Below are 20661 nucleotides of genomic sequence, written 5' to 3' on the forward strand. Positions count from 1 at the left end.
TTTCGCGGATGTCAGCCGGCTATTTTCGAGAAATCGGCGACCCGGTCCGTCGCCGCGCGGATGCGGGCGAGCAATGCCAGGCGATTGGCGCGCACCGCCTGGTCCTCATCGTTTACCAGGACTTTCTCAAAGAATGAATCAACTGGCTCGCGCAACACGCTAAGCGCCAGCATGGCGGCGGAAAAGTCTTCGTTTTCAATTGCTTCGCCGGCTTGCCTCTCGGCCTGATTGACCGCCGCAAACAAGGTTTTTTCGGCGTTCTCCCGGAACAGAGCCGGCTCAACGCTGCTTGCGATCGCCGTCCCCTTCTTCTCTTCGGCAGCCACAATGTTGGCCGCGCGCTTGGTGCCGGCAAGCAGGTTTTTGCCGTCCTCGGTGTCGAGGAAGGAGCCGAGCGCCTCGACACGGCGGACGATCTGCAGGAGGTCGTCGTTTTGCGATAGGCCAATCTCCCCCCTTGCGGGGGAGATGCCCGGCAGGGCAGAGGGGGGCGCGACAGAATGAGAGGCTGGCGGGACAGCGCCCCCCTCTGTCGGCTTCGCCGACATCTCCCCCTCTAGGGGGGAGATTGGGCGCGAACCTGCCGCCAGCACCGCGTCGATCAGATCATGCCGCGCGCCCTGGTCGCGGAGATAGACCTTTAGGCGATCGTGGAAGAAGGCGAGGAGGTCGCGGTGAGGGTTGGCAAAATCGAAAACCGGACCTTTGATCTCAACGTGATACCGCGAACCATCTTCTTCAGATTTTGAATCTTCGAACTTCTCAAGATCAAATTTCCGGCGCGCGAATCTGACTGTTTTTTCCAGCAAGTCGCGATCGACTTGGTCGACCTGATCTTCCTCGATTGAGTCGATCATATTGTCGAAATCAATTCGGTAAAAATCATCGGAAGTAAGATCATCGAGAACGGAGGCACGTGGTTGATAGGTAGGCTCCATGACCTCGTAGACAGGTAACCGCAAAAGTCGGTACTGAATCCCATTCTCGACCAAAATCCTGATCACGCCCAGCGCCGCTCTCCGCAGCGCATAGGGGTCCTTCGATCCCGTCGGCTTTTCATCAATGGCCCAGAACCCGACCAGCGTATCAAGCTTGTCGGCCAGCGCGACGGCGATCGAAACCGGATCGGTCGGTACGCGATCGGACGGTCCCTGCGGCTTGTAGTGTTCCTCAATCGCGGCGGCGACGGAGGGATGCTCGCCTTGCAGCAGTGCGTATTTGCGGCCCATGAGACCCTGCAACTCGGGGAATTCGCCGACGACTTCGGTGGTGAGATCGGCCTTGGCCAGAACGGCAGCGCGACGCGCCAGCGCGGTAATCTCCCCCCTTGAGGGGGAGATGTCGCCGAAGGCGACAGAGGGGGTCGGCTCGCGTGGAGCGCCGACTTCCTCTTTCTTCGAAAGGCCAGATCGCGTCGCGCCAGCCGAAGCGACCCCCTCTGGCCTGCCGGCCATCTCCCCCTCAAGGGGGGAGATTGAACTCGCCACGACCGGCGCCAGTTCTTCCGCCAGCCGCTTGATGCGCTCCACCCGCTCGCCCTGCGTGCCGAGCTTGGCGTGGAAGGTGACGCCGAGATGGTCGAGGCGGGCCATGCGCTGGTCGAGCGGTTTGTTCAGATCGAGCCCGAACTTTTCCGCCGATGCCTGCAACTGGTCGAGATCCGGCAGGTCGCCCTGGTCGGTCTTCCAGAAATAGAGCGCGTCGGACAGGCGCGCGCGCACCACCTTGCCGTTGCCGTGGGCGATCTCCTTGCCGCCGTCCTTGGCCTCGATGTTGGCGGTCAGGATAAAGCGGTTGGAGAGCGGCGACTGGCTGATCTCCCCCCTTGAGGGGGAGATTTGGCGCATCGTCACGAAACACTTCTGGTTGGCGCGGATGGTGAGCCTGATCACCTCGGCCGGAATGGTCAGAAAATCCTGCTCGAATTCGCCCATCAGCACGACAGGCCATTCGACCAGGCCCGACACTTCCTCCAGCAACCCCTCGTCCTCGACGAGGTCGAGCCCGCTGGCGAAGGCGAGGTTCCTGGCATCGGCAAGAATGATCTCCTTGCGCCGGTCGGCATCGAGCACGACCTTGGCCGCCTCAAGCTTGGCGACATAATCATCGAAGCGGCGCACCGTGATGGCGCCCGGCGCATGGAAACGGTGGCCGTAGGTGACATTGCCTGAACGGATGCCGTCGATCTCGAACTCGACCACCACCGGCTCCGCGGTTTCGGGGCCGAAGGTGCACAGGATCGATTGCAGCGGCCGCACCCAGCGCAACGAACCGGGCTTGGCCGAAGCCGGCCCCCAGCGCATCGATTTCGGCCAGGGGAAGTTGCGGATGATGCCCGGCACCAGCTCGGCGATGATCTGCTCCGCCGGCCTGCCCGGCCTGGCAATATGGGCGACGTAGAAGTCGCCCTTCTTCGGATCGGAATGAACATGCGCGTCGGCAATCGAGGCAAGGCCGGCCTTGCGTAGAAAACCTTGCACCGCCTGCTCGGGCGCCTTGGTCGAGGGGCCCTTGATCTCCTCGCTGATGTCTTTCGAGCGCGCGGTCAGGCCGCGGATGTCGAGCGCCAACCGGCGCGGCGTCCAATATTCGCGCGCCGCCTCATAGGTTAGCCCGGCCTCGACCAGACCGTCGGTCAAAAGCTTCTTCAGGTCGCCGGCCGCCTTGCGCTGCATGCGCGCGGGGATTTCCTCGGAACGAAGTTCTAGAAGCAGGTCAGGCATTGAAAGAGCTCACGCGACAAAAACAGCCGCCGCTTCGCGGCGTCCTCCCCCATCGAGGCGGAGGTAAGCGGGGCATAGCAACTCGGTCGGCTGCTGTCACCCTTCCCAGCAAGATCGGGCCAGCACGATCAGGCGTCCAACGGCGATTTCCGAAAAAATTCAGCCGCCTGTCGGACACGCACCGGTCCGCCCGTCCTTGGATCAAAGATTTCCATGAACCGAACGCAGCGCTGAAGCGACCAACGCTCAGGCAGAGAGCTATTGGCTGGACGACCATGAAAACGGCATCGACATTCCTGCAGATCCTCGCGCTCAGCGCCTGTTTTACAGCACAGGTGCATGGCACGTTCTCGATGCCCGGCGTCAGGCAAGCGCTGCGGACAATGGCCGGTTCCAGCGGCCGAGGCACGTTGCCAATCAGCGCTCCTGTCGAAATCGCCTGGAGCTAATGTGCATGTCGCGCAAAAGTGTGCAGCGGTTTTGCGATAACGACATGCATGAAAATGAGAATCTAAAGCGCGTCGCATGAGGCCGGTCGAACGCGACGCGCTTTAAGCCGCCATTCCGCCCGCCTGGGTCAGCAGAAACGCCTCGCCGCAGGCCTTGGCCAGATTGCGCACCCGCAAGATGTAACTCTGGCGCTCGGTGACGGAAATGACGCCGCGTGCGTCGAGCAGGTTGAAGACGTGGCTGGCCTTGATGCACTGGTCGTAGGCTGGGAAGACCATCCTGTGCATCGCCACATTGTCGTTCGACGCCGGCGCGCCGGCTTGTAGCAGCGCCTTGCACTCGGCTTCGGCGTCTTCGAAATGACGCAGCAGCATCGCGGTGTTGGCGAATTCGAAATTGTGGCGCGAATATTCCTGCTCGGCCTGCAGGAAGACGTCGCCGTAGGTCACCTTGTCGGCGCCTTCGCGGCCGTTGAAATTGAGGTCGTAGACATTGTCGACGCCCTGCACATACATGGCCAGCCGCTCCAGCCCGTAAGTGAGCTCGCCCGCTACCGGTGCGCATTCGATGCCGCAGACCTGCTGGAAATAGGTGAACTGCGACACCTCCATGCCGTCGCACCAGCACTCCCAGCCCAGCCCCCAGGCGCCCAGCGTCGGGCTTTCCCAGTCGTCCTCGACGAAGCGGATGTCGTGCAGCAGCGGATCGATGCCGATCGCGGCCAGCGAGCCGAGGTAAAGCTCCTGCAGATTGGGCGGATTGGGCTTCAGGATCACCTGGTATTGGTAATAGTGCTGCAGCCGGTTCGGGTTCTCGCCATAGCGGCCGTCCTTGGGGCGGCGCGACGGCTGGACATAGGCCGCGTTCCAGCGTTTTGGGCCGAGCGCGCGCAATGTCGTGGCCGGATGGAATGTGCCGGCGCCGACTTCCATGTCGTAAGGCTGGAGGACGACGCAGCCATAGTCCGCCCAGTAATTATGCAAAGTCAGGATCAGCCCCTGGAACGAGCGGCTGGGATGCATGTGGGCAGGGATATCAATGGTCACGGCGGCCTCCGGCGGGATGCGGCACCTCGTAGAGTGCCGCTCCGCGACCGTCAAGGCAAAGGGGTCACCCCTTCGGGGCGGGCGCCGGCTCGGGCTTCACCTTGGGGGTTTCCTGCGCCGTGTTGGATTCGATCGGCGGCAGGCCCTTCATCAGCTTTTGCTGCAAGGCGGACAGCACATCCGGGTCCGGCTTCAGGTCGCGGGCCTGGTTCCACTGGAAGGTGGCTTCCAGCTTGCGGCCGACGCGCCAGTAGGCGTCGCCGAGGTGATCGTTGAGCACCGGATCCTCCGGCTTCAACGAAACGGCGCGTTCCATTTCGCGCACCGCGTCGTCGAACTGGCCAAGGCGGTAATAGGCCCAGCCCAGCGAGTCGACGATGTAGCCGTCGCTCGGCCTCAGGTCGACGGCCTTCTGGATCATCGCGAGGCCTTCCTTGAGGTTCATGTTCTTGTCGACCCAGGAATAGCCGAGATAGTTCAGGACCTGCGGCTGGTCGGGGTAGAGCTCCAGCGCCTTGCGGAAATTCGGCTCGGCCTTCGGCCATTCCTTCAGCCGCTCATAGGCGATGCCGCGCTGGTAGAAAATGTTCCAGTTGGCGGCGGTCGGCGTCTTCAGCACCTCGACTGCCTTGTCGTAAAGATTGGCGGCGGAGCGGAAATCCTCCTTCGCGGAATAGACGCCGCCGAGCGCCAGATAGGCGCGCATGTCGTCTGGATGCGCATCGACGATGGCCTTGAGGTGAGCGATCGCCTCGTCATTGCGGTCAAGATCGGCAAGATTGAGGCCAAGCTGCAGGTCCGAAAGCTCCTTCAGCGGCGAGCCGGCGGGAATGCGGCGATAGAGCGCGATGGCGCCCTCGCCGTCTTTCAACTGCTCGGCAACGGCGGCAAGCTGAACGAGCGCCGCGTCGTTGCCGGGCCGCAGCGCCAGGGCATATCGCAGATAGAGCCGCACGAACGGCTCGCCGCCGCCGCGGTTGAGCGCGGTGGCGAGATCGAGCAGGATCTCCGAGGCGCCGTCCGAGGGACCGGCAACGAATGGTTCGATCTTTTCGCCCTTGTTGATCTTGTCGCGAAGCGCTGCAATCTCGACCTTGCCGGGCGCAAACGCCTCGGCCTTGTCGAGCACCGACAGCGCCTTGGCCTTGTCGCCTTTGCGGGCGAGGAAAGAGGCGTAGGCCTGCGCGTTGCGCATCCAGGTTTCGGGGGCCGCACCGCCAGCGGCCGTGTCTTGCAGGGTGGCGGTGTAGAGCGCATCCGCCCTGTCGGGCAGGCCCGAGACGTCGGCAATCAAGGCACGGTGGAACGACTTGAACGGGCTGAACCAGTCGGGGCCCTGCAGCTTGTCGATAGAAGCCATGGCCTCGCCGGCGTCGCCCTCACCTTGCTTGGCCCAGCCGGTCATGACGCCGGAGATCAGCCGGTCGAGATCGGATTCGAGCGACAGCTTGAGCCAGTATTCGGCCTTGGAGAAATCCTTCTTGTGGAAGGAATCGATGGCCAGCGCCAGGCGCGAGAAGCGCTCGACGTCGGGAACCGCCTTGAGCTTGTCGGCATAGACCAGGGACTCGTCGAAGCGACCCTGCGCGATCAGCGACAGCATCAGGCTCTGCTGCAGTCCAGTATCGTTCGGATCGAACGCAAGCGCCTGCTTGTAATAGGAAATGGCGCTGTCGAGGTCGTTATCGCCTTCGGCGATCCGCGCGGCGAGATAGGCTCCCGAGAAGGATGTGATCCTGACCGGCTCGGCGGTCTGTCTGGCATGCGCCGGCAAAGCCGAGATCGCCATGCCCGTCGCGATTGCCAGCCCCGTCAGCCAGCGCGCATATCCTTGCCGCATCATATCCCTTTCAGCCAAACGCCATCTCCGCGTCAGCGGGATCGCCGTAGACTCGATCTTTACAGGTAAAGCATGGCCTTTTTGGGGTCACGCTTCAACCCGGCCCGAATTCACAATCGGGTCAAGCAATTCATAAACCATGCCGAAAGAGCCTCAACCGCGACGCTCGATCGCAAGGCGCCCTTCTGTATTGCCCTGCGCAGCGCCGTTGGGGACGCCCGTAAGCGATCCGTAAAGCCGGGGCTGAAAGCTTCCGCGACACAATTATGCGTGGCAAGATGTGTCCTCAATTCTTGCTTCGCCAGCCATGGGGGCGCCGATGCCGGAACTGCCGCACAATGAAGAAGCCTTCACCATCGTAGATCGGATCTACGAAGCCGCGTTCGCGGCCGAGCTATGGCCGCAGACGCTGGAGGCGATCAGCGCGCTCACTCGCTCGGCGGGCGGTGCGATTTTCGTGGTCAGCGATCATTCACCGCTTCGCGCGCTTGGCAATGCTCATCTCCAGCCGATGCTCGACGCGATCATGGCCGAGGGCAACTGGAATCTGTCCCAGTCCGTACAGCGCGTCTTCAGCACTCAGCCTGCAAGTTTTGTGCGGATGGACGATCTCATGACCGGCGAAGAGATCGAGCGCGATCCGGTGGATGCCTCAGCAAGAAGATTCGGCGTCACATCGCCTGCCTTCGCGCCGATTCCCATGCCCAGCGGAGAGCTTGTCCTGCTCGCCTTCCCGCGCTGGCTAAAGGGCGAGAAGCATGATCAGATCGCGATCGACCTGCTGAACGGACTGAGGCCGCATTTTGCGCGGGCCGGTCTTGTCGCCGGGCGCCTCGGCCTGGAGCGGGCCAGGACCGCCGTGTCAGTTCTAAGCGAGATCGGGCTGCCGGCGGCAGTCATGAGCGGATCGGGCCGCGTGCTGACGGCCAACGGCCTTATGGAAGACATGGCGGACGTGTTCGTCGCCTTGGCCCATGGCGGCATGGCGCTCGCCGACGAACCGGCAAACACACTTTTCCAGCAAGCCATCGCGCACAACCAGGATAATCGCGTCGTGCGATCTATCCCTGTTCCGGGCACGAAGGGACGGCCCGCGCTGATCGTCCATCTTTTGCCATTGCGCCGCGCCGCGTATGACATTTTTTCGGGCGCCGACATTCTCGTCGCCGCGACTGCGGTCAGCATCAGTACGACCGTCCCATCGCCCAATATCCTTTCCGGCCTGTTCGACCTGACGCCGGCAGAAGCCCGGCTCGCAATCGAGCTTGCCGCCGGCCGTTCCGTACAGCAGGCCGCGGTAGAAATCGGCATCGCCGTCAAATCGGCTCGCATCTATCTTGATCGAATCTTCCGAAAAACCGGAACCAACCGTCAAAGCCAGCTGATGGCACTGCTGAAAAGCGCGGCCGTTCCCGTGAGGTCGGCAGCGGTCAGCTCCGGTGTTGCACGATGACAACAGCAGGTGTCGTTAGCTCTGCAAAGCTGAGTCTTTTCCCTGGCTTGTAGGCATTTGCCGACTTGTCAGGCTGCCGCGGTCTTCATGCATGATATGCAAATCTTGGAGCTTGCCGCCGCACCATCTTGAGCGCTGATCGCGACGTTCAAAGCTCCGCCGTGACGAACAAGGATTGGGTATACCGCCCGCATGGCGGCGTCGAAGAAGGGGGTCTGCAATGACAGGTCGCAGGAAGAGTAATTTTTCTTTGAGAGCGGACGGGCCGGAGGGGCGGCACCTGACGACGCATTCTTGGAAGAGATACTTGTCAGGCGGAGCGCTTTTCGCAGGGCTGACTCTGGGCTCGATACCATCACCAGCCTCTGCTTTTGTATGCGAAGAGGTCGGGGGTGGCGGCGGCTTCGCCGGCGCGTCACCCACAGGCATGGCATGCGGATTTGTCGCCCTTGCTCCGGGGGACATCGCCACGGCAGTCGGCAATGGTTCTCAAGCGGCAGGATCCGACAGCGTAGCTCTCGGCTGGGGAGCACACGCCGATTTCAACAACTCCATCGCCATCGGGGCCAATGTGAAGGCGACCCGCGCCGGTCAGGTCGCCATCGGCTGGGAAGTCAACACCTATACTCTGGCGGGAATCAACAGCTTTGAGAGCAAGAATGCCCAGGGCGGCACGAAATATCTGGTGACATCCGACGCGGCAGGCAATTTGGCGACGGCTTCCGTCAACATCGACGAGATCGAAGGGCTGGCGGACGACGTGGCGGCCCACACCACCCAGATCGCTTCGCTCAACACCACGGTCAGCGGGCACACGACGCAGCTCGCCGATCACGAGACGCGCATCACCAACAATACCAACCAGATCAACACCCTCAATACGACGGTCGGCAACCATACGGCGCAGCTCGCCGACCATGAGACGCGCATCACCGACAACACCAACACGCTCAACCTGCACACCGCGCAAATCTTCAGCCTCGACAGCCGCACCACGATCAACGAGGCGAACATCGCCCTGCTCGACGGCCGCGTCGGGGCGCTGGAGGGCGGGTTGCAGGATCTTGGCGAGCAGGTCAGCGAAAACCGCTCGGAAGCCCGGGCCGGAACGGCGCTTGCCCTGGCGACGGCGGGCCTGCGTTACGACGACAGGCCAGGCAAATTGTCGCTGGCCGGCGGCTTTGGCCACTTCAAAGGTCAATCGGGCCTGGCGCTCGGCCTCGGCTATAACCCAAGCCTGGATTTCCGCCTCAACGCCGCCGTGTCGGCCTCGACAAACCGCGGCGATGTCGGCGTCAGCGTCGGCGCATCGTGGACACTGAACTGATGCAGCCGGCATGAGCTCGATGCTGCCGGAATCGGTGCGGCCGGGGGGCAGAATGTTGCTGGCAGCCTTGATGCTGACGACGGCCGTTCCGCAGCTTGTCCCGCCTGCTTTGGCGCAAACGTCAAAAACCCAGAAATCGGCCAAGCCGCAAGTGCCGAAGCCGGCCAATATCGACCGCAACGGCGTGCTGATCCTGGTGCGTACTTCGCTGCTGGCGCTCGACCAGGCCAACAGGACCGGCAACTATACGGTCCTGCGCGACCTCGGCGCGCCGGGCTTCCAGGCCAACAATGCCGCCAAGCTTGCTGAGATCTTCGCCGGCCACCGCAATGACGGCATCGACCTCGGCGGCGTCGCGGTGCTGGAGCCGCAGCTGACGCTGCTGCCGCAGATCGAGCCGAACGGCATGCTGCATATGGCCGGTTTCTTTCCCTCAGTGCCGATGCAGGTCAATTTCGAGCTTCTTTTTGCGCCGGTCGAGCGGCAATGGAAGGTGTTCGGTATCTCGGTTGCGCTCAGCAAGGCCGGCCCCGAAGCCCCGGCAACGGAGCCGGAACCGCCGAAAGCTGTCTCTGCCGAACCGCCCGAGCCGCCGACGGCGGCGGTCACTCCCAGGAAAGCCGCCGAGAAATCCGGCAAGTGAGGGCCAGACGTAACGGCCCCGGAACTCAGGACGTTTGCGAAAGGCTTGCGTCGAGCGCCTGCATGGCGACGGTGACAAGATCGTGCAGCCGCTTTTTCGGCACGCCGTCGCGTGCCTGCACCGAAAGGCCGTGCATCAGCGTGGCGTAATAATCACCCAACGTCTCGGCGTCGGTACCCGGCTTCAATTCGCCTTCGCGCACCGCTTGCTTCAACCGCTCGATGATCGATGCGGTACGCGCCAGCCGGTGCTCCGCCAGCCATTGCTGCACGGCGTCGTTTTCGACGGCGCAATTGGTGGCGGCCGTCACCACCATGCAGCCCTGCGGCTGCCCCGGCCGCGTATAGATTTCGACGGCGTCGCGAAGCATGCGCTCGATGACGCGCCGGACGTTTGGTTCTTCGTGCAGCGCACGCGTGGCAAAGCCGCCCTCATTGGCCTCGTAAAGTCCCACGGCTTCGCGAAACAGATCCTCCTTCGAGCCGAAGGCGGCATAGATGCGCGCCGATGCGAGGCCAAGCGCCGAAACGAGATCGGCCATCGAGGTGCCCTCGTAGCCACGTCTCCAGAAAGCGTCCCGGGCTTTCTCCAGCGCCTGGTCGCGGTCGAACTCCCTTGGCCTTCCCGTCATTGCGACCTCCAATTTTTATCGATCAACAAATAATCCGCTTGACTTCGGATTACAAATCCCAATTATTTGTCGATCATTAAATAATTGTCAACAGGAGCCCGACATGAGTTCACTGGATCAAGGCGCGCCGCTCGGGGCAATCGCAACGCAAGGGACAACCGGTGTGAGGCGCGGCGCAACGCTGGCGCTGCTCGCCTTCGCGCAGCTCATCATCTCGCTCGACCTCAACATCGTCTTCGTGGCGCTGCCGGAGATCGGCGCCGGCCTCGGATTTTCCGGTCAGACCCTGCAATGGGTGGTGAGCGCCTACACGGTCTTTACCGGCGGCTTCCTGCTGTTCGGCGGCCGGGCCGCCGACCTGATCGGCCAGCGCCGCGTCTTCATCTTCGCACTCTGGCTCTACGCGCTTTCGTCGCTTGTCGGTGGCCTCGCACGGGGGCCGGAAATCATCATCGCGGCCCGCGCCGTGCAAGGCATCGGCGCCGCATTCCTGTTTCCGGCGACGCTGTCGCTGATCAACCGTCTGTTCGCCGAAGGACCGGAACGCAACCGGGCGCTCGCCGTCTGGGGCGGCGCGGGTGCCAGCGGCCTGACGCTCGGTTCGCTTGCCGGCGGGTTTCTGACCAGCGCCTTCGGCTGGCCGTCGGTCTTCTACGTCAACGTGCTGCTGGCCGGGATCGCCATCATCGCGGCTTTCGCCATCATCCCGCGCGATCGCAAGCGGCACGAGCACCGTAGCTTCGATCTGCCGGGCGCATTGACCGTCACCGCCGGGGCGACGCTGCTTGTCTTCACTCTGGTTCAGGGGCCTGAGTATGGCTGGGGATCGACCGCAATTATCGTCAGCGCAGCACTGCCGGCATTCTTCCTGATCGCCTTCACGATGATCGAGGCGAAGAGCGCCGATCCGCTGATGCCGCTGCGCCTGTTTTACAACCGCAGCCTCGTCGCCGGCATGACGATAACCTTCCTCTACATGGCGACTTTCGGAGCGCTGCCCTACTTCCTCACCGTGCTGCTGCAGAACGTGCACGGTTTCACTGCCTTGCAGACGGGCCTCGCCTTTCTCGTGCCGTCGGTCGCCATCGCCGCCGGCACGCAAGCCGGCGAGCGTCTGGCGACGCGCTTTTCCACGCGCAGCACGCTGGTCGGCGGCATGGTCGTCGGCGCGGTCGGCACTGCATTGATGGTATCAGGCGCAACCGCGGAGAGCAGCTATCTGTCCCTCGTACCCGGCCTGATCGTCTCCGGCGTCGGACAAGGCATCGTCTGGACCGCAATGTGGATTGCCGCCGCTTCCGGCGTTGCCAACGATCAGCAAGGCGTCGCCTCGGGCATGGCTTCGACGACACTCAATGTCGGCAACGCCATCGGCATGGCCGTGCTGATCGCGATTGCGAACAGCCAAATCGGCGAATTATCAGGCGACGCCTTGAAAATCGCCGTCGCCGACGGCATCCGCGTCGCCTTCTGGTTCGCGGCGGCGGGCATCGTCGTCAGCCTGCTCGCAGCAATGGTGCTTCCGGCAAAGGCGCGATGAGAACGGCCCCTCCCCGGCGTCGCGGCGCCGATGGCTGTCAATTCACCCGGCTGATGCAGAAATCGATGACGTCGATCAGTGCAGACTTCTGCGGCGTCGCTTCGAGCGGCGCCAGCGCGTCACGGGCGATTTCGCCGAAATGGCGGGCGCGCCCGATGGTGTCGGCAATCGCCCCGTGGCGGAGCATCAGGCCGATTGCCTTTTCCAGCCCGGCATCGTCGGCGGCATTGTCCTCGATGGCGCGTTTCCAGAAGCTGCGCTCGGCCTTGGTGCCGCGCCGATAGGCGAGGATCACCGGCAGCGTTACCTTGCCTTCGCGGAAATCGTCGCCGACATTCTTGCCGAGATCCTTGCTGGTGCCGCCATAATCCAGCGCGTCGTCGATCAGCTGGAAAGCAAGGCCGAGATTCATGCCATAGGAGCGGAGTGCTGCGCGATCGTTGCGCGTCGCCTGGGCGATGACCGGGCCGACCTCGGCGGCAGCTGAGAACAGCGCCGCGGTCTTGGCCTTGATCACGGCGAAGTGCTCGTCCTCGGTGGTTTCGAGGTTCTTGGCGGAGGCAAGCTGCATCACCTCGCCTTCGGCGATCACCGAGGCCGCACTCGACAGGATGTCGAGCGCTTCCAGCGAGGCGACATCGACCATCATGCGAAAGGCCTGGCCGAGCAGGAAATCGCCGACCAGAACACTGGCCTGGTTGCCCCAGATCATGCGCGCCGTCTTCTTGCCGCGCCGCATGCCGCTTTCGTCGACAACGTCGTCGTGGAGAAGTGTCGCGGTGTGCATGAATTCGACCGATGTGGCGAGCTTGACATGGCCGTCGCCGGAATAGCCGAACATCTGGGCGGCGGCGAGCGTCAGCATCGGCCGCAGCCGTTTGCCGCCGGATGAGATCAGATGGTTGGCAATCTCCGGAATCATTTCGACATCGGAGCCGGCCTTCGAGAGGATCAATTTGTTGACGCGCCCCATGTCGGCCGCGGTCAGGTCGATGAGGTCCTTTATCGAGGCGGCTTCGCGCTTCCCGTTTTCAATGTTGAGAACGACACCCACGGCAAAACTCCCAACCTCGATATGCACGACGGCAACATGGTCCCTGGACAGACTCTAGGGTGTCACCCACCGGTGCGGCAAGAGGCGAATTGGCGCGCCGGCTCTGGTACATGATCACGCCTACGTTTACATCAACGCTGCAAACTGCGAGTTTCATCCGATGATAGAGCTCATCCGCACCAACGACGCCGTCATCATTTCGTTTGTCGAATCGCTGATGCGCGATGCCGGTATCGGCTGTTTCGTCGCCGACCAGAACATGAGCGTGCTCGACGGCTCGATCGGCATCCTGCCCCGCCGTGTCATGGTGGACGCCGACAAGGCCGATGCGGCGCGGCGCATCCTGACGGATGCCGGCATCGCCAACGAGATCCGCCAAAAATAATGTCCGCGTCGCCCGCTGCCCTTGTCCCGGACATGCCGGCTCACACGGTCGATGCCTTCCATCGCGGTCGCTTCTGGCTGGTGCAGCCGAGAAAGGCCGGCCACCGCGCCGGCATGGATGCGATGATGCTGGCGGCTGCCGTGCCGTCCTCCTTTGCCGGGCGGCTGGCCGACTTTGGCGCGGGTGCCGGTGCCGCCGGCCTGGCGGTGCTGTCGCGCTGCCCCGCTGCCGCGGCCGTGCTTGTCGAGCGTTCCCCGGAAATGGCGGCCTTCGCCACCACCACGCTTGCCCATCCCGGCAATGCGCATCTCAGTGACCGCGCCTCGGTGCTCGTCGCCGATGTCGCGCTGTCGGGCCGGGCGCGAACGGCCGCCGGCCTCGAGGACAACAACTTCGATTTCGTCATCATGAACCCGCCGTTCAATGCCGCCGAGGATCGCGCGACGCCCGATCCGCTGAGAAAGGCCGCGCATGTCTCGGAGGATGGATTGTTCGACAGCTGGATCCGTAGCGCGGCCGCGGTGGTCAGGCCGGGCGGCGGGCTGGCCGTCATCGCCCGGCCGGAACAGCTCGGCGCCATCCTCGATGCGGTTGCCGGCCGCTTCGGCGACGCCGAGATGCTGGCCGTCCATCCTCGCCCCGAGGCGGCAGCGATCCGCATCGTCGTCCGGGCAGCACTCGGCGCACGCGGCAAACTGTCGATCCAGCCACCGCTGATGCTGCATGCCTACTCAGGCAATGGCCCTTCGGAGCGGGCAGAGCTGATCAATAACGGGCTGGCGTCGCTGTTCGGAGACTGATCCATTCTGATTGCCGGGGTGACGGCATTGCCGTTGGCCGGCGAATTCCTACATGCCTCAAGCAAATCGACCGGAGACCGCCCCCTCGTGAAACGCCTTTTCAACCGCCTGCTGCCGAAATCCTGGCGCTCCGCCGTCGTCACCATTCCGGTCATCCGGCTGCACGGCACGATCATGCCCGGCGGCGGCCAGTTCCGGCCGAGCCTGTCGCTCGCTTCCACCGCCGGTCTTCTCGAAAAGCTGTTTTCCTTCGACGCGCCGGCGGTCGCTATCTCGATCAACTCGCCAGGCGGCTCGCCGGTGCAGTCGCGGCTGATCTTCAGGCGCATCCGCGACTTGGCAAGCGAGAAGAACAAGAAGGTCCTGGTTTTCGTCGAGGACGTGGCGGCATCAGGCGGCTACATGATTGCGGTCGCGGGCGACGAGATCTTTGCCGACCCGTCCTCCATCGTCGGCTCGATCGGCGTGGTGTCGGCCTCGTTCGGCTTTCCCGAGCTGTTGAAGAAGATCGGCGTCGAACGCCGCGTCCACACCGCCGGCCAGAACAAGGCGGTGCTCGATCCGTTCAAACCGGAAAGGAAGGAAGACGTCGAGCGCCTGAAGGCGCTGCAACTGGAGGTCCACGAGACCTTCATCGACCTCGTCAAGGACAGGCGCGGCAGCAAGCTCAAGGACGATCCCGACCTGTTCACTGGCCTGTTCTGGACGGCCAAGAAGGGGCTTGAACTCGGGCTGGTCGATGCGCTCGGCGACATGCGCAGCGTGCTGAAGAGCCGTTTCGGGCCGAAAACCCAGCTCAAGCTGATCACCGCGCCGCGCGGCCTGTTCGGCCGCTTCGGCCTGTTCGGCTCGAGCTTTTCGGCGCCCGACATCGCTGCCGCCGCGGCAAGCGGCGTCATCGATGCGGCGGAAGAGCGCGCGCTGTGGGCGCGCTTCGGGCTTTGAAAAGCCGGTGAAAGCGTCTAGCATAAATCATCAACCGACCCGACCGGCGGCCTTGCCGGCCTTGCGAGGGAGGAGTTTGACATGCCGCAGATCATTTTCTTCGCCGTCGTCGGCATTGCCGCCTATTTCGGCTACCGCTCCTTCATCAGGGAAGCCGAGCGGGTGACCGCCAAGGTACGTCGGGCCGAAAAGCAGACGGCCAACGGCACCATGGGAACACTGGTCAAGGATCCGAAGACCGGCGAATACCGTCTGGCCAAGGATTGACCGTCGTCCCCCTCGCGGCCGAGCCCATGAACGCCGAGGCCAGCATCCGGGCATTGCATGCGCACGCCAAGATAAATCTCGCGCTGCACGTCACCGGCCGGCGCGCCGACGGTTATCACATGATCGAAAGCCTGGCTGTGTTCACGCGCTTCGGCGACCGCATCGAGACAGAACTTGCCGATGGCGATGGGTTTTCCGTGTCCGGCAAATACGCCTCCGCGGTGCCGGTCGACGACAATAATCTGGTGGTGAGAGCGCGCGACGCACTGCGTCGCGAGGCCGGTTCCCAACACGCGCCGGCTGTCGCCATCCGGCTCGAAAAGAACCTGCCGGTCGCGTCCGGTGTCGGAGGCGGATCGAGCGACGCGGCGGCTGTGCTTCGCGCCCTAGTCCAGACCTGGGGACTTGACGTCGGCGATGCCGAACTGGCGCGGATCGGCCTGTCGCTCGGCGCCGACGTGCCGATGTGCCTCGCTGCCAAGCCGCTGATAGCCCGCGGCGTCGGCGACGAGCTGACACTCGTGCCGGATTTCCCGGCGCTGGGTCTGGTGCTCGTCAATCCCGGCACTGCCGTCTCGACGGCCGACGTGTTCGAGGCGCTTGGCCGCCGCGACAATGCGGGGCTGCCGCCGCTGCCGCACAGCCTCGACTTCCACAGTATCCGCAACTGGCTGGAGATCACCCGCAACGATCTCGAACCTGCGGCGCGTGCAATTCGGCCCGCCATCGGCAAGGCGCTTTCTGTGCTTAACAAGGCCGGAGCCGGTTTTGCCAGGATGTCGGGTTCCGGCGCCACCTGCTTCGGGCTGTTCGAGACCGGCAATGTGGCCAAGCGCGCGGCCGTCGATATCCGCGGCCGCCATCCAGACTGGTTTGTCGCAGCGACGCGAAGCATGACATCGGAGGCTGAGGCCCATGGCCAGGATTGACGAGAGCCGCCCCTTCGTTCCCGTGCGCATCGCGGTACTGACCGTTTCCGATACGCGCAGCCTCGCCGACGACAAATCCGGGCAGACGCTGGCCGACCGTATTGCCGAGGCCGGCCACATCCTCGCCGCCCGCGACATCGTCACCGACGACCGCGACAAGATCCGCGACAAGGTCCTGGGTTGGTCAAGGGACGAAGCGATTGATGTCGTCATCACCACCGGCGGCACCGGCTTCACCGGCCGCGACGTGACGCCGGAAGCGCTGGAGCCGATCTTCGAAAAGCGCATGGACGGCTTTTCCGAAGTGTTCCACCGCATCTCCTACGACAAGATCGGCACTTCGACGATCCAGAGCCGGGCAACCGGCGGCGTCGTCAACGCCACCTTCGTCTTCGTGCTGCCGGGCTCGCCCGGCGCCTGCAAGGACGCCTGGGACGGCATCTTGAAGCCGCAACTCGACTATCGGCACATGCCCTGCAACTTCGTCGAGATCATGCCGCGGCTGGACGAGCATTTGCGGCGCGGCTGAGGCGAGCCAAGGTGTCAGCCAAGCGACCTCGGTTTAGCGAATGACCGGCTCGCCGTGAAAACGGCGGCGCGAGGGCGGCGACACGCCGAAGCCGACCTCCATCATCAGCCGCGGCGTGCGCGTCGGCACGGTGCCCATATGGAAGCCGAACGGGTCCTCGACAAAGCCGAGGCCGGCCGGCCCGGTCAGCGTGACCGGGCTCTGCTCGCCGTACACGCCCAGCACCTCTTCCGCCGAATGGCCGACCAGCAGCGTCAGCTGGTGCTTCAGGATGCGCCGGTTGTGGGAGCCGCGGACATAGACATGTGGCCCGGTGTCGTTGTCGACCGGCACCAGGTAGAAGAAAAACTTCAGCATGCGCCAGTCATCGAGGTCGAAATGGTATTTGCCGAGCGAGGCCATGTTCTTGTCGGCGTCCGAGACGCCACCGGTCGGAAAGCTCCACCAGATGCGGGTGGTGATCAGCTTGGCCTGGCTGCCGAGATAGTGCGCTGCGATATCGAGAAGCAACGGATCGCGCTGCACGGCGACCGCAGCGTTGCAGTCGAGGACCCGTTCGAAATAGTGACCGCTGAGCAGCGGGCGGCCGAAATGCTTTTCGGCATCGGCGTGTTTTTCGGGCAGGAATTCAAGCCGGCGGTCGAAATTGCCGAAGCATGGCGTGCGCTCGGCGAAGCGGGCGATCTCCTCATGGATGGCGGCCGGCAGAATCAGGCCCGAATAGAGCCCTTCCGTGCGCAGCGCGCGGACGACGGCATCGCGGTCGACGCCGGCGAACATCGTTTCACCGACATTGCGCGCCGGCGGAACGGGCTTTGCGCCGCGCCAGTGCAGGCGCCGTGCCGGCATGGTGCGCGCCAGCATGAACATAGGCAGCCATGCCGGATTCTCGCGAAGGTCGGAAAGATAGGTCGGGATGCGGGCGGCGATGCGGCGCAGCGTACCGCCGTTGCGTGCGATCGCCTCGAGGCTTGCAGCGCCGGACTTGTCAGGGCTTGAAAGGGTCATCGGGGTCCTCAAATGTCGAGGGAACAGCATCGACGACAATCGTCGTCACCGCTCCGGCACACCCCAAACCCATTCGCCCGTTTCGCAGGGAATGGTAACCCCCGGCCAGATTTTGTGCAATGCACAATAAGCGACGACCCGCCAGAAAATTTGCTTGGGCGGCATTCCCTAGGCCGGGATGGTAAGCCGTCACTTCCGCGGCGCCACCCAGATCTCGGCGTGGAGCCTTCTTGTCGCCAGGCCGCGGGCGATCGCTTCGGCGCTGCGGGCGCTCTTGGACAGCGCGGCGGCCTGACGCTTGCTGATCACCAAGCCTTCGGCGAGAGCGCGATTTCCGGCAAAGACGCGTGACAGGAAGGGCGCGCGGCTGCCGCGTGCCCGCGAAAATCGCGCCGCCATGGTTTGTCTGGCGGTATGGGCGACGACCTCGTCGATCCAGCCCTCCCCCAGCCGCGCGCCCGGCTCCAGCAAGAGCAGCCAGTCGCCCTTGGCCTGCCTGATGCCCGCAGCGATGCCGCCGCTGACATAGTGGCAGCCGGCATGTTCGGCGACGCGGTGCGTCTGATCGGTCGAGCCGGTGTCGCAGACGAGAACGTCGCGCACTACGCCCTCGACCGCGCCGCCGATCAGCGAGGCGAGCGTGCGGGCAAGGCCCTCCTCGTCATTCAGGGTTTCGATCAGGACGCTGAGCATGTTTAGCCGAATAGCGGAAAGCGCTGGGCAGCGCCAGTTTTTGCGGCGCGCCGCGAGAAAGTTCTTGCTTTGTTCTCATTGATGCGATAGGAATACATTCATGAGCAGAGCGATTCGACAGCGGGCGGACAGTCCCTGGGAAAGGGCCAAAATGGAACAGATCGTGCGTGCCGACATTGCCGCCTTCGGCGCTGGCAGGGCCGAGATGGCGAATGCGATGATCGAGCAGAGCGGCATGCGCGTCCGTCCGGACCGCAATCGCGGCAGGTCGGCGGGCATCAATCCGTCCGGCCGTTTCGAGCCGGTCAGCCGGCATGTGTTCGATGACGGCTGGAATTCGCTGGAGGAGCTGCCGCCCTTCAAGACCGAGGTACAGGTCGAGAAGCCGCGCACCATCATCACCCGCAACGAATCGCCCGATATCTCCTTCGACCGCTCGATCAATCCCTATCGCGGCTGCGAACATGGCTGCGTCTATTGTTTCGCGCGGCCGACGCACAGCTTCATGGGCCTGTCGCCGGGGCTGGATTTCGAATCGAAGCTGTTTGCCAAGCCGGATGCGGCGCGGTTGCTCGACAAGGAATTGTCCAGGGATAATTACCAGCCGCGCACCATCGCCATAGGCACCAACACCGATCCCTATCAGCCGATAGAGAAGCAATACCGGATCATGCGCGAGATCCTCGAAGTGCTGGAGGCGCGCGGCCATCCGGTCGGCATCGTCACCAAATCGGCGCTGGTGACCCGCGATATCGACATTCTGTCGCGCATGGCCGAGCGCGGGTTGGCCAAGGTGGCGCTGTCGGTGACGACATTGGACAGGATGCTGGCCAGAACGATGGAGCCGCGCGCGTCGACGCCGACCAAGCGGCTGGAGGCGATCAGACAGCTTTCGGACGCCGGCATTCCGGCCTCGGTGATGGTCGCCCCGATCATCCCCGGACTGACCGACCCGGAAATGGAGCGCATCCTCGATTCGGCGCAGGCAGCGGGCGCGCGTGAAGCCGGCTATGTGCTTCTGCGCCTGCCGCTGGAGGTCGCGCCGATCTTCAAGGACTGGCTGCTGCGCCACTATCCCGACCGCTATCGCCACGTCATGTCGCTGATCCGTTCGATGCGCGACGGCAAGGACTACGATTCGGAATGGGGCAAGCGCATGAAAGGCTCCGGCCCCTATGCCTGGCAGATCGGCCGGCGTTTCGAGATCGCCGCCAAACGGCTCGGCCTCAATGCCGAACGGCGCTCGCTCAGGACCGACCAGTTCGTCCCCGCTGCCAAGGCAACCGAGCAGTTGATGCTGCTGTGACAAAGCGTCTCGCGCCAGCCGCTTTGAAGCGGCCGCAGCAGGCGAAAAATCCCGTCCGGCCTGTCCTGTCCCCGGGCTTGCAGACGGTAGCCCCCTCCTGGTCCGGTGCCCCGCCCGACCCGGAGGGGACTTGCGGAGAATCGGAGCCGATGCGAACCTCGCCGCACCATGGCTCGCCCGCGTTCCGATTCTCCGCTTCTCTTCGAAATCGTCGAGAAACCCGACTTCTCGTTCGAGACGAGAGCGATGGCCGAAGGCCTTTGGCCGGTGGCGGGGATGGACGAGGCCGGCCGCGGCCCACTCGCCGGGCCGGTGGTGGCGGCAGCGGTGGTGCTCGATCCCGCCAACATCCCCGACGGCCTCGATGACTCCAAGCGGCTGACACATTTGCAGCGTGAGGCGCTGTTCATGAAAATTCTCGGCTCCGCACTCGCCGTGTCGATGGCCTCGGTCAGCGCCGAAGGCATCGATGCCTCCAACATTCTCAGGGCCAGCCTGGAGGCGATGCGCCGTGCAGTGGCCGGCCTGTCAATCCGGCCGAAGCTGGCACTGGCCGACGGCCGCGACGTGCCGCCCGGCCTGCCCTGCGAGGGCAAAGCGCTGATCAAGGGCGACCAGCGCTCGCAGTCGATCGCCGCAGCCTCGATCGTCGCCAAGGTGTTGCGCGACCGAATGATGTGCGGCTGCGGCAGCCATCATGCGCGTTACGGCTTCGAACTGCATATGGGCTACGCCACTGTGCGCCATCGCACGGCGATCGATCTGCACGGGCCGGTGGCGCGGCTCCACCGCGCCTCCTTCGCGCCGTTCCGGTTCGGCGGCACCGAGGTGCTGGAGGAAGAGGGTTTTTCGGGTTTGGATTGAGATTGGCGAAAGCGGCTGAGCGCGTAATCTCCCCCCTCGAGGGGGAGATGGCCGGCAGGCCAGGGGGGTCGCCTCGCGTGAAGCGCCAACGTTCTCTTTCGTCCCACGTGGTGTCGCGCCAGGACGTACCGACCCCCTCTGTCGCCTTTGGCGACATCTCCCCCTCAAGGGGGGAGATTATGCGCTCTGCCGCTTTCGCCAACAAAAAAGCCGCCAGGTTCCCCGGGC

General features: G+C 63.9%; 20 protein-coding genes. 13 read left to right on the plus strand and 7 right to left on the minus strand.

Annotated features, from left to right (window positions below):
• Positions 1-11: 11 nt before the first annotated feature.
• Positions 12-2723, minus strand: a complete 2712-nt coding sequence (gene glyS, locus NKH83_RS23685; protein WP_352807814.1) for a glycine--tRNA ligase subunit beta — start codon at positions 2721-2723, stop codon at positions 12-14.
• A gap of 275 nt (positions 2724-2998) precedes the next feature.
• On the opposite strand from glyS, the gene NKH83_RS23690 reads away from it, so the two are divergent.
• Positions 2999-3172, plus strand: coding sequence for a hypothetical protein (locus NKH83_RS23690; protein WP_352807815.1), 174 nt, complete (start codon positions 2999-3001; stop codon positions 3170-3172).
• Positions 3173-3274: 102 nt separating this feature from the next.
• Here the strand turns inward: NKH83_RS23690 and NKH83_RS23695 are convergent, their stop codons facing one another.
• Together NKH83_RS23695 and NKH83_RS23700 are read right to left on the minus strand one after the other, a co-directional pair.
• Entirely contained in the window at positions 3275-4195 is a 921-nt protein-coding gene (locus tag NKH83_RS23695; protein WP_352807864.1) for a glycine--tRNA ligase subunit alpha, read from the minus strand.
• Between the two features lie 88 nt (positions 4196-4283).
• Positions 4284-6059, minus strand: coding sequence for a tetratricopeptide repeat protein (locus tag NKH83_RS23700; RefSeq protein WP_352801463.1), 1776 nt, complete (start codon positions 6057-6059; stop codon positions 4284-4286).
• Positions 6060-6378: 319 nt separating this feature from the next.
• Between NKH83_RS23700 and NKH83_RS23705 the strand changes: the two genes are divergently transcribed.
• From NKH83_RS23705 to NKH83_RS23715, 3 genes are all read left to right on the plus strand, one after another.
• Positions 6379-7512 (plus strand): helix-turn-helix transcriptional regulator, encoded by a 1134-nt coding sequence (locus tag NKH83_RS23705; protein ID WP_352807816.1) that lies wholly within the window; start codon positions 6379-6381, stop codon positions 7510-7512.
• Positions 7513-7939: 427 nt separating this feature from the next.
• Positions 7940-8839, plus strand: a complete 900-nt coding sequence (locus NKH83_RS23710; RefSeq protein ID WP_352807817.1) for a YadA-like family protein — start codon at positions 7940-7942, stop codon at positions 8837-8839.
• Between the two features lie 52 nt (positions 8840-8891).
• A complete protein-coding gene (locus NKH83_RS23715) occupies positions 8892-9482 on the plus strand; it encodes a hypothetical protein (protein ID WP_352807818.1) in 591 nt (196 codons plus the stop codon).
• A gap of 25 nt (positions 9483-9507) precedes the next feature.
• Here NKH83_RS23715 and NKH83_RS23720 read toward each other — a convergent pair whose 3' ends face one another.
• Positions 9508-10113 carry a TetR/AcrR family transcriptional regulator gene (locus NKH83_RS23720; RefSeq protein ID WP_352807819.1) on the minus strand — a complete coding sequence of 202 codons (606 nt, stop codon included), beginning with the start codon at positions 10111-10113 and terminating at the stop codon, positions 9508-9510.
• Between the two features lie 103 nt (positions 10114-10216).
• Here NKH83_RS23720 and NKH83_RS23725 point away from each other — a divergent pair, with 103 nt between their 5' ends.
• A complete protein-coding gene (locus NKH83_RS23725) occupies positions 10217-11653 on the plus strand; it encodes an MFS transporter (protein ID WP_352807820.1) in 1437 nt (478 codons plus the stop codon).
• Positions 11654-11690: 37 nt separating this feature from the next.
• On the opposite strand, the gene NKH83_RS23730 is transcribed toward NKH83_RS23725, so the two are convergent.
• Positions 11691-12707 (minus strand): polyprenyl synthetase family protein, encoded by a 1017-nt coding sequence (locus NKH83_RS23730; RefSeq protein ID WP_352807821.1) that lies wholly within the window; start codon positions 12705-12707, stop codon positions 11691-11693.
• 160 nt (positions 12708-12867) lie between these two features.
• Between NKH83_RS23730 and NKH83_RS23735 the strand changes: the two genes are divergently transcribed.
• The 6 genes from NKH83_RS23735 (at position 12868) to moaB (ending at position 16562) form a co-directional block, all read left to right on the plus strand.
• Positions 12868-13092, plus strand: a complete 225-nt coding sequence (locus tag NKH83_RS23735; protein ID WP_023674082.1) for a putative signal transducing protein — start codon at positions 12868-12870, stop codon at positions 13090-13092.
• Positions 13092-13892, plus strand: a complete 801-nt coding sequence (locus NKH83_RS23740; protein WP_352807822.1) for a tRNA1(Val) (adenine(37)-N6)-methyltransferase — start codon at positions 13092-13094, stop codon at positions 13890-13892. The genes NKH83_RS23735 and NKH83_RS23740 overlap by 1 nt, the downstream gene beginning before the upstream one ends.
• A gap of 87 nt (positions 13893-13979) precedes the next feature.
• Positions 13980-14837 (plus strand): S49 family peptidase, encoded by an 858-nt coding sequence (locus tag NKH83_RS23745; RefSeq protein WP_352807823.1) that lies wholly within the window; start codon positions 13980-13982, stop codon positions 14835-14837.
• Between the two features lie 81 nt (positions 14838-14918).
• Positions 14919-15104: a hypothetical protein gene (locus NKH83_RS23750; RefSeq protein WP_254818406.1), complete on the plus strand. Its 186-nt coding sequence runs from the start codon at positions 14919-14921 to the stop codon at positions 15102-15104.
• Positions 15105-15130: 26 nt separating this feature from the next.
• Complete coding sequence (locus NKH83_RS23755) at positions 15131-16033, plus strand: 4-(cytidine 5'-diphospho)-2-C-methyl-D-erythritol kinase (protein WP_352807824.1); 903 nt, start codon at positions 15131-15133, stop codon at positions 16031-16033.
• Positions 16020-16562 carry a molybdenum cofactor biosynthesis protein B gene (gene moaB, locus NKH83_RS23760; protein ID WP_352807825.1) on the plus strand — a complete coding sequence of 181 codons (543 nt, stop codon included), beginning with the start codon at positions 16020-16022 and terminating at the stop codon, positions 16560-16562. The genes NKH83_RS23755 and moaB overlap by 14 nt, the downstream gene beginning before the upstream one ends.
• Before the next feature lie 33 nt (positions 16563-16595).
• On the opposite strand, the gene NKH83_RS23765 is transcribed toward moaB, so the two are convergent.
• Positions 16596-17570, minus strand: coding sequence for a phytanoyl-CoA dioxygenase family protein (locus NKH83_RS23765; RefSeq protein ID WP_352807826.1), 975 nt, complete (start codon positions 17568-17570; stop codon positions 16596-16598).
• 189 nt (positions 17571-17759) lie between these two features.
• Positions 17760-18263, minus strand: a complete 504-nt coding sequence (locus tag NKH83_RS23770) for a glycosyltransferase (protein ID WP_023716858.1) — start codon at positions 18261-18263, stop codon at positions 17760-17762.
• A gap of 151 nt (positions 18264-18414) precedes the next feature.
• On the opposite strand from NKH83_RS23770, the gene NKH83_RS23775 reads away from it, so the two are divergent.
• Both NKH83_RS23775 and rnhB read left to right on the plus strand, forming a co-directional pair.
• On the plus strand, positions 18415-19569 hold the full coding sequence (locus NKH83_RS23775; protein ID WP_254818651.1) for a PA0069 family radical SAM protein: 1155 nt from the start codon (positions 18415-18417) through the stop codon (positions 19567-19569).
• A gap of 168 nt (positions 19570-19737) precedes the next feature.
• Positions 19738-20433 (plus strand): ribonuclease HII, encoded by a 696-nt coding sequence (rnhB, locus tag NKH83_RS23780; protein WP_352807827.1) that lies wholly within the window; start codon positions 19738-19740, stop codon positions 20431-20433.
• The last annotated feature ends 228 nt before the right edge of the window (positions 20434-20661 follow it).

Origin of the sequence: Mesorhizobium sp. M0909 (assembly GCF_040319515.1) — a bacterium.
In the GTDB taxonomy this organism is placed as follows: domain Bacteria; phylum Pseudomonadota; class Alphaproteobacteria; order Rhizobiales; family Rhizobiaceae; genus Mesorhizobium.

Excerpts from the sequence above, each read along its gene's own strand:
- NKH83_RS23705 (WP_352807816.1), top strand. The coding sequence starts at position 6,379 with ATGCCGGAACTGCCGCACAATGAAGAAGCCTTCACCATCGTAGATCGG.
- NKH83_RS23750 (WP_254818406.1), top strand. The coding sequence starts at position 14,919 with ATGCCGCAGATCATTTTCTTCGCCGTCGTCGGCATTGCCGCCTATTTC.
- NKH83_RS23690 (WP_352807815.1), top strand. The coding sequence starts at position 2,999 with ATGAAAACGGCATCGACATTCCTGCAGATCCTCGCGCTCAGCGCCTGT.
- glyS (WP_352807814.1), bottom strand. The coding sequence starts at position 2,723 with ATGCCTGACCTGCTTCTAGAACTTCGTTCCGAGGAAATCCCCGCGCGC.
- NKH83_RS23715 (WP_352807818.1), top strand. The coding sequence starts at position 8,892 with ATGTTGCTGGCAGCCTTGATGCTGACGACGGCCGTTCCGCAGCTTGTC.
- NKH83_RS23725 (WP_352807820.1), top strand. The coding sequence starts at position 10,217 with ATGAGTTCACTGGATCAAGGCGCGCCGCTCGGGGCAATCGCAACGCAA.
- NKH83_RS23695 (WP_352807864.1), bottom strand. The coding sequence starts at position 4,195 with ATGCATCCCAGCCGCTCGTTCCAGGGGCTGATCCTGACTTTGCATAAT.
- NKH83_RS23770 (WP_023716858.1), bottom strand. The coding sequence starts at position 18,263 with ATGCTCAGCGTCCTGATCGAAACCCTGAATGACGAGGAGGGCCTTGCC.
- NKH83_RS23700 (WP_352801463.1), bottom strand. The coding sequence starts at position 6,059 with ATGCGGCAAGGATATGCGCGCTGGCTGACGGGGCTGGCAATCGCGACG.
- NKH83_RS23735 (WP_023674082.1), top strand. The coding sequence starts at position 12,868 with ATGATAGAGCTCATCCGCACCAACGACGCCGTCATCATTTCGTTTGTC.
- NKH83_RS23740 (WP_352807822.1), top strand. The coding sequence starts at position 13,092 with ATGTCCGCGTCGCCCGCTGCCCTTGTCCCGGACATGCCGGCTCACACG.
- NKH83_RS23765 (WP_352807826.1), bottom strand. The coding sequence starts at position 17,570 with ATGACCCTTTCAAGCCCTGACAAGTCCGGCGCTGCAAGCCTCGAGGCG.
- NKH83_RS23710 (WP_352807817.1), top strand. The coding sequence starts at position 7,940 with ATGGCATGCGGATTTGTCGCCCTTGCTCCGGGGGACATCGCCACGGCA.
- NKH83_RS23720 (WP_352807819.1), bottom strand. The coding sequence starts at position 10,113 with ATGACGGGAAGGCCAAGGGAGTTCGACCGCGACCAGGCGCTGGAGAAA.
- NKH83_RS23775 (WP_254818651.1), top strand. The coding sequence starts at position 18,415 with ATGGAACAGATCGTGCGTGCCGACATTGCCGCCTTCGGCGCTGGCAGG.
- NKH83_RS23755 (WP_352807824.1), top strand. The coding sequence starts at position 15,131 with ATGAACGCCGAGGCCAGCATCCGGGCATTGCATGCGCACGCCAAGATA.
- moaB (WP_352807825.1), top strand. The coding sequence starts at position 16,020 with ATGGCCAGGATTGACGAGAGCCGCCCCTTCGTTCCCGTGCGCATCGCG.
- rnhB (WP_352807827.1), top strand. The coding sequence starts at position 19,738 with ATGGCTCGCCCGCGTTCCGATTCTCCGCTTCTCTTCGAAATCGTCGAG.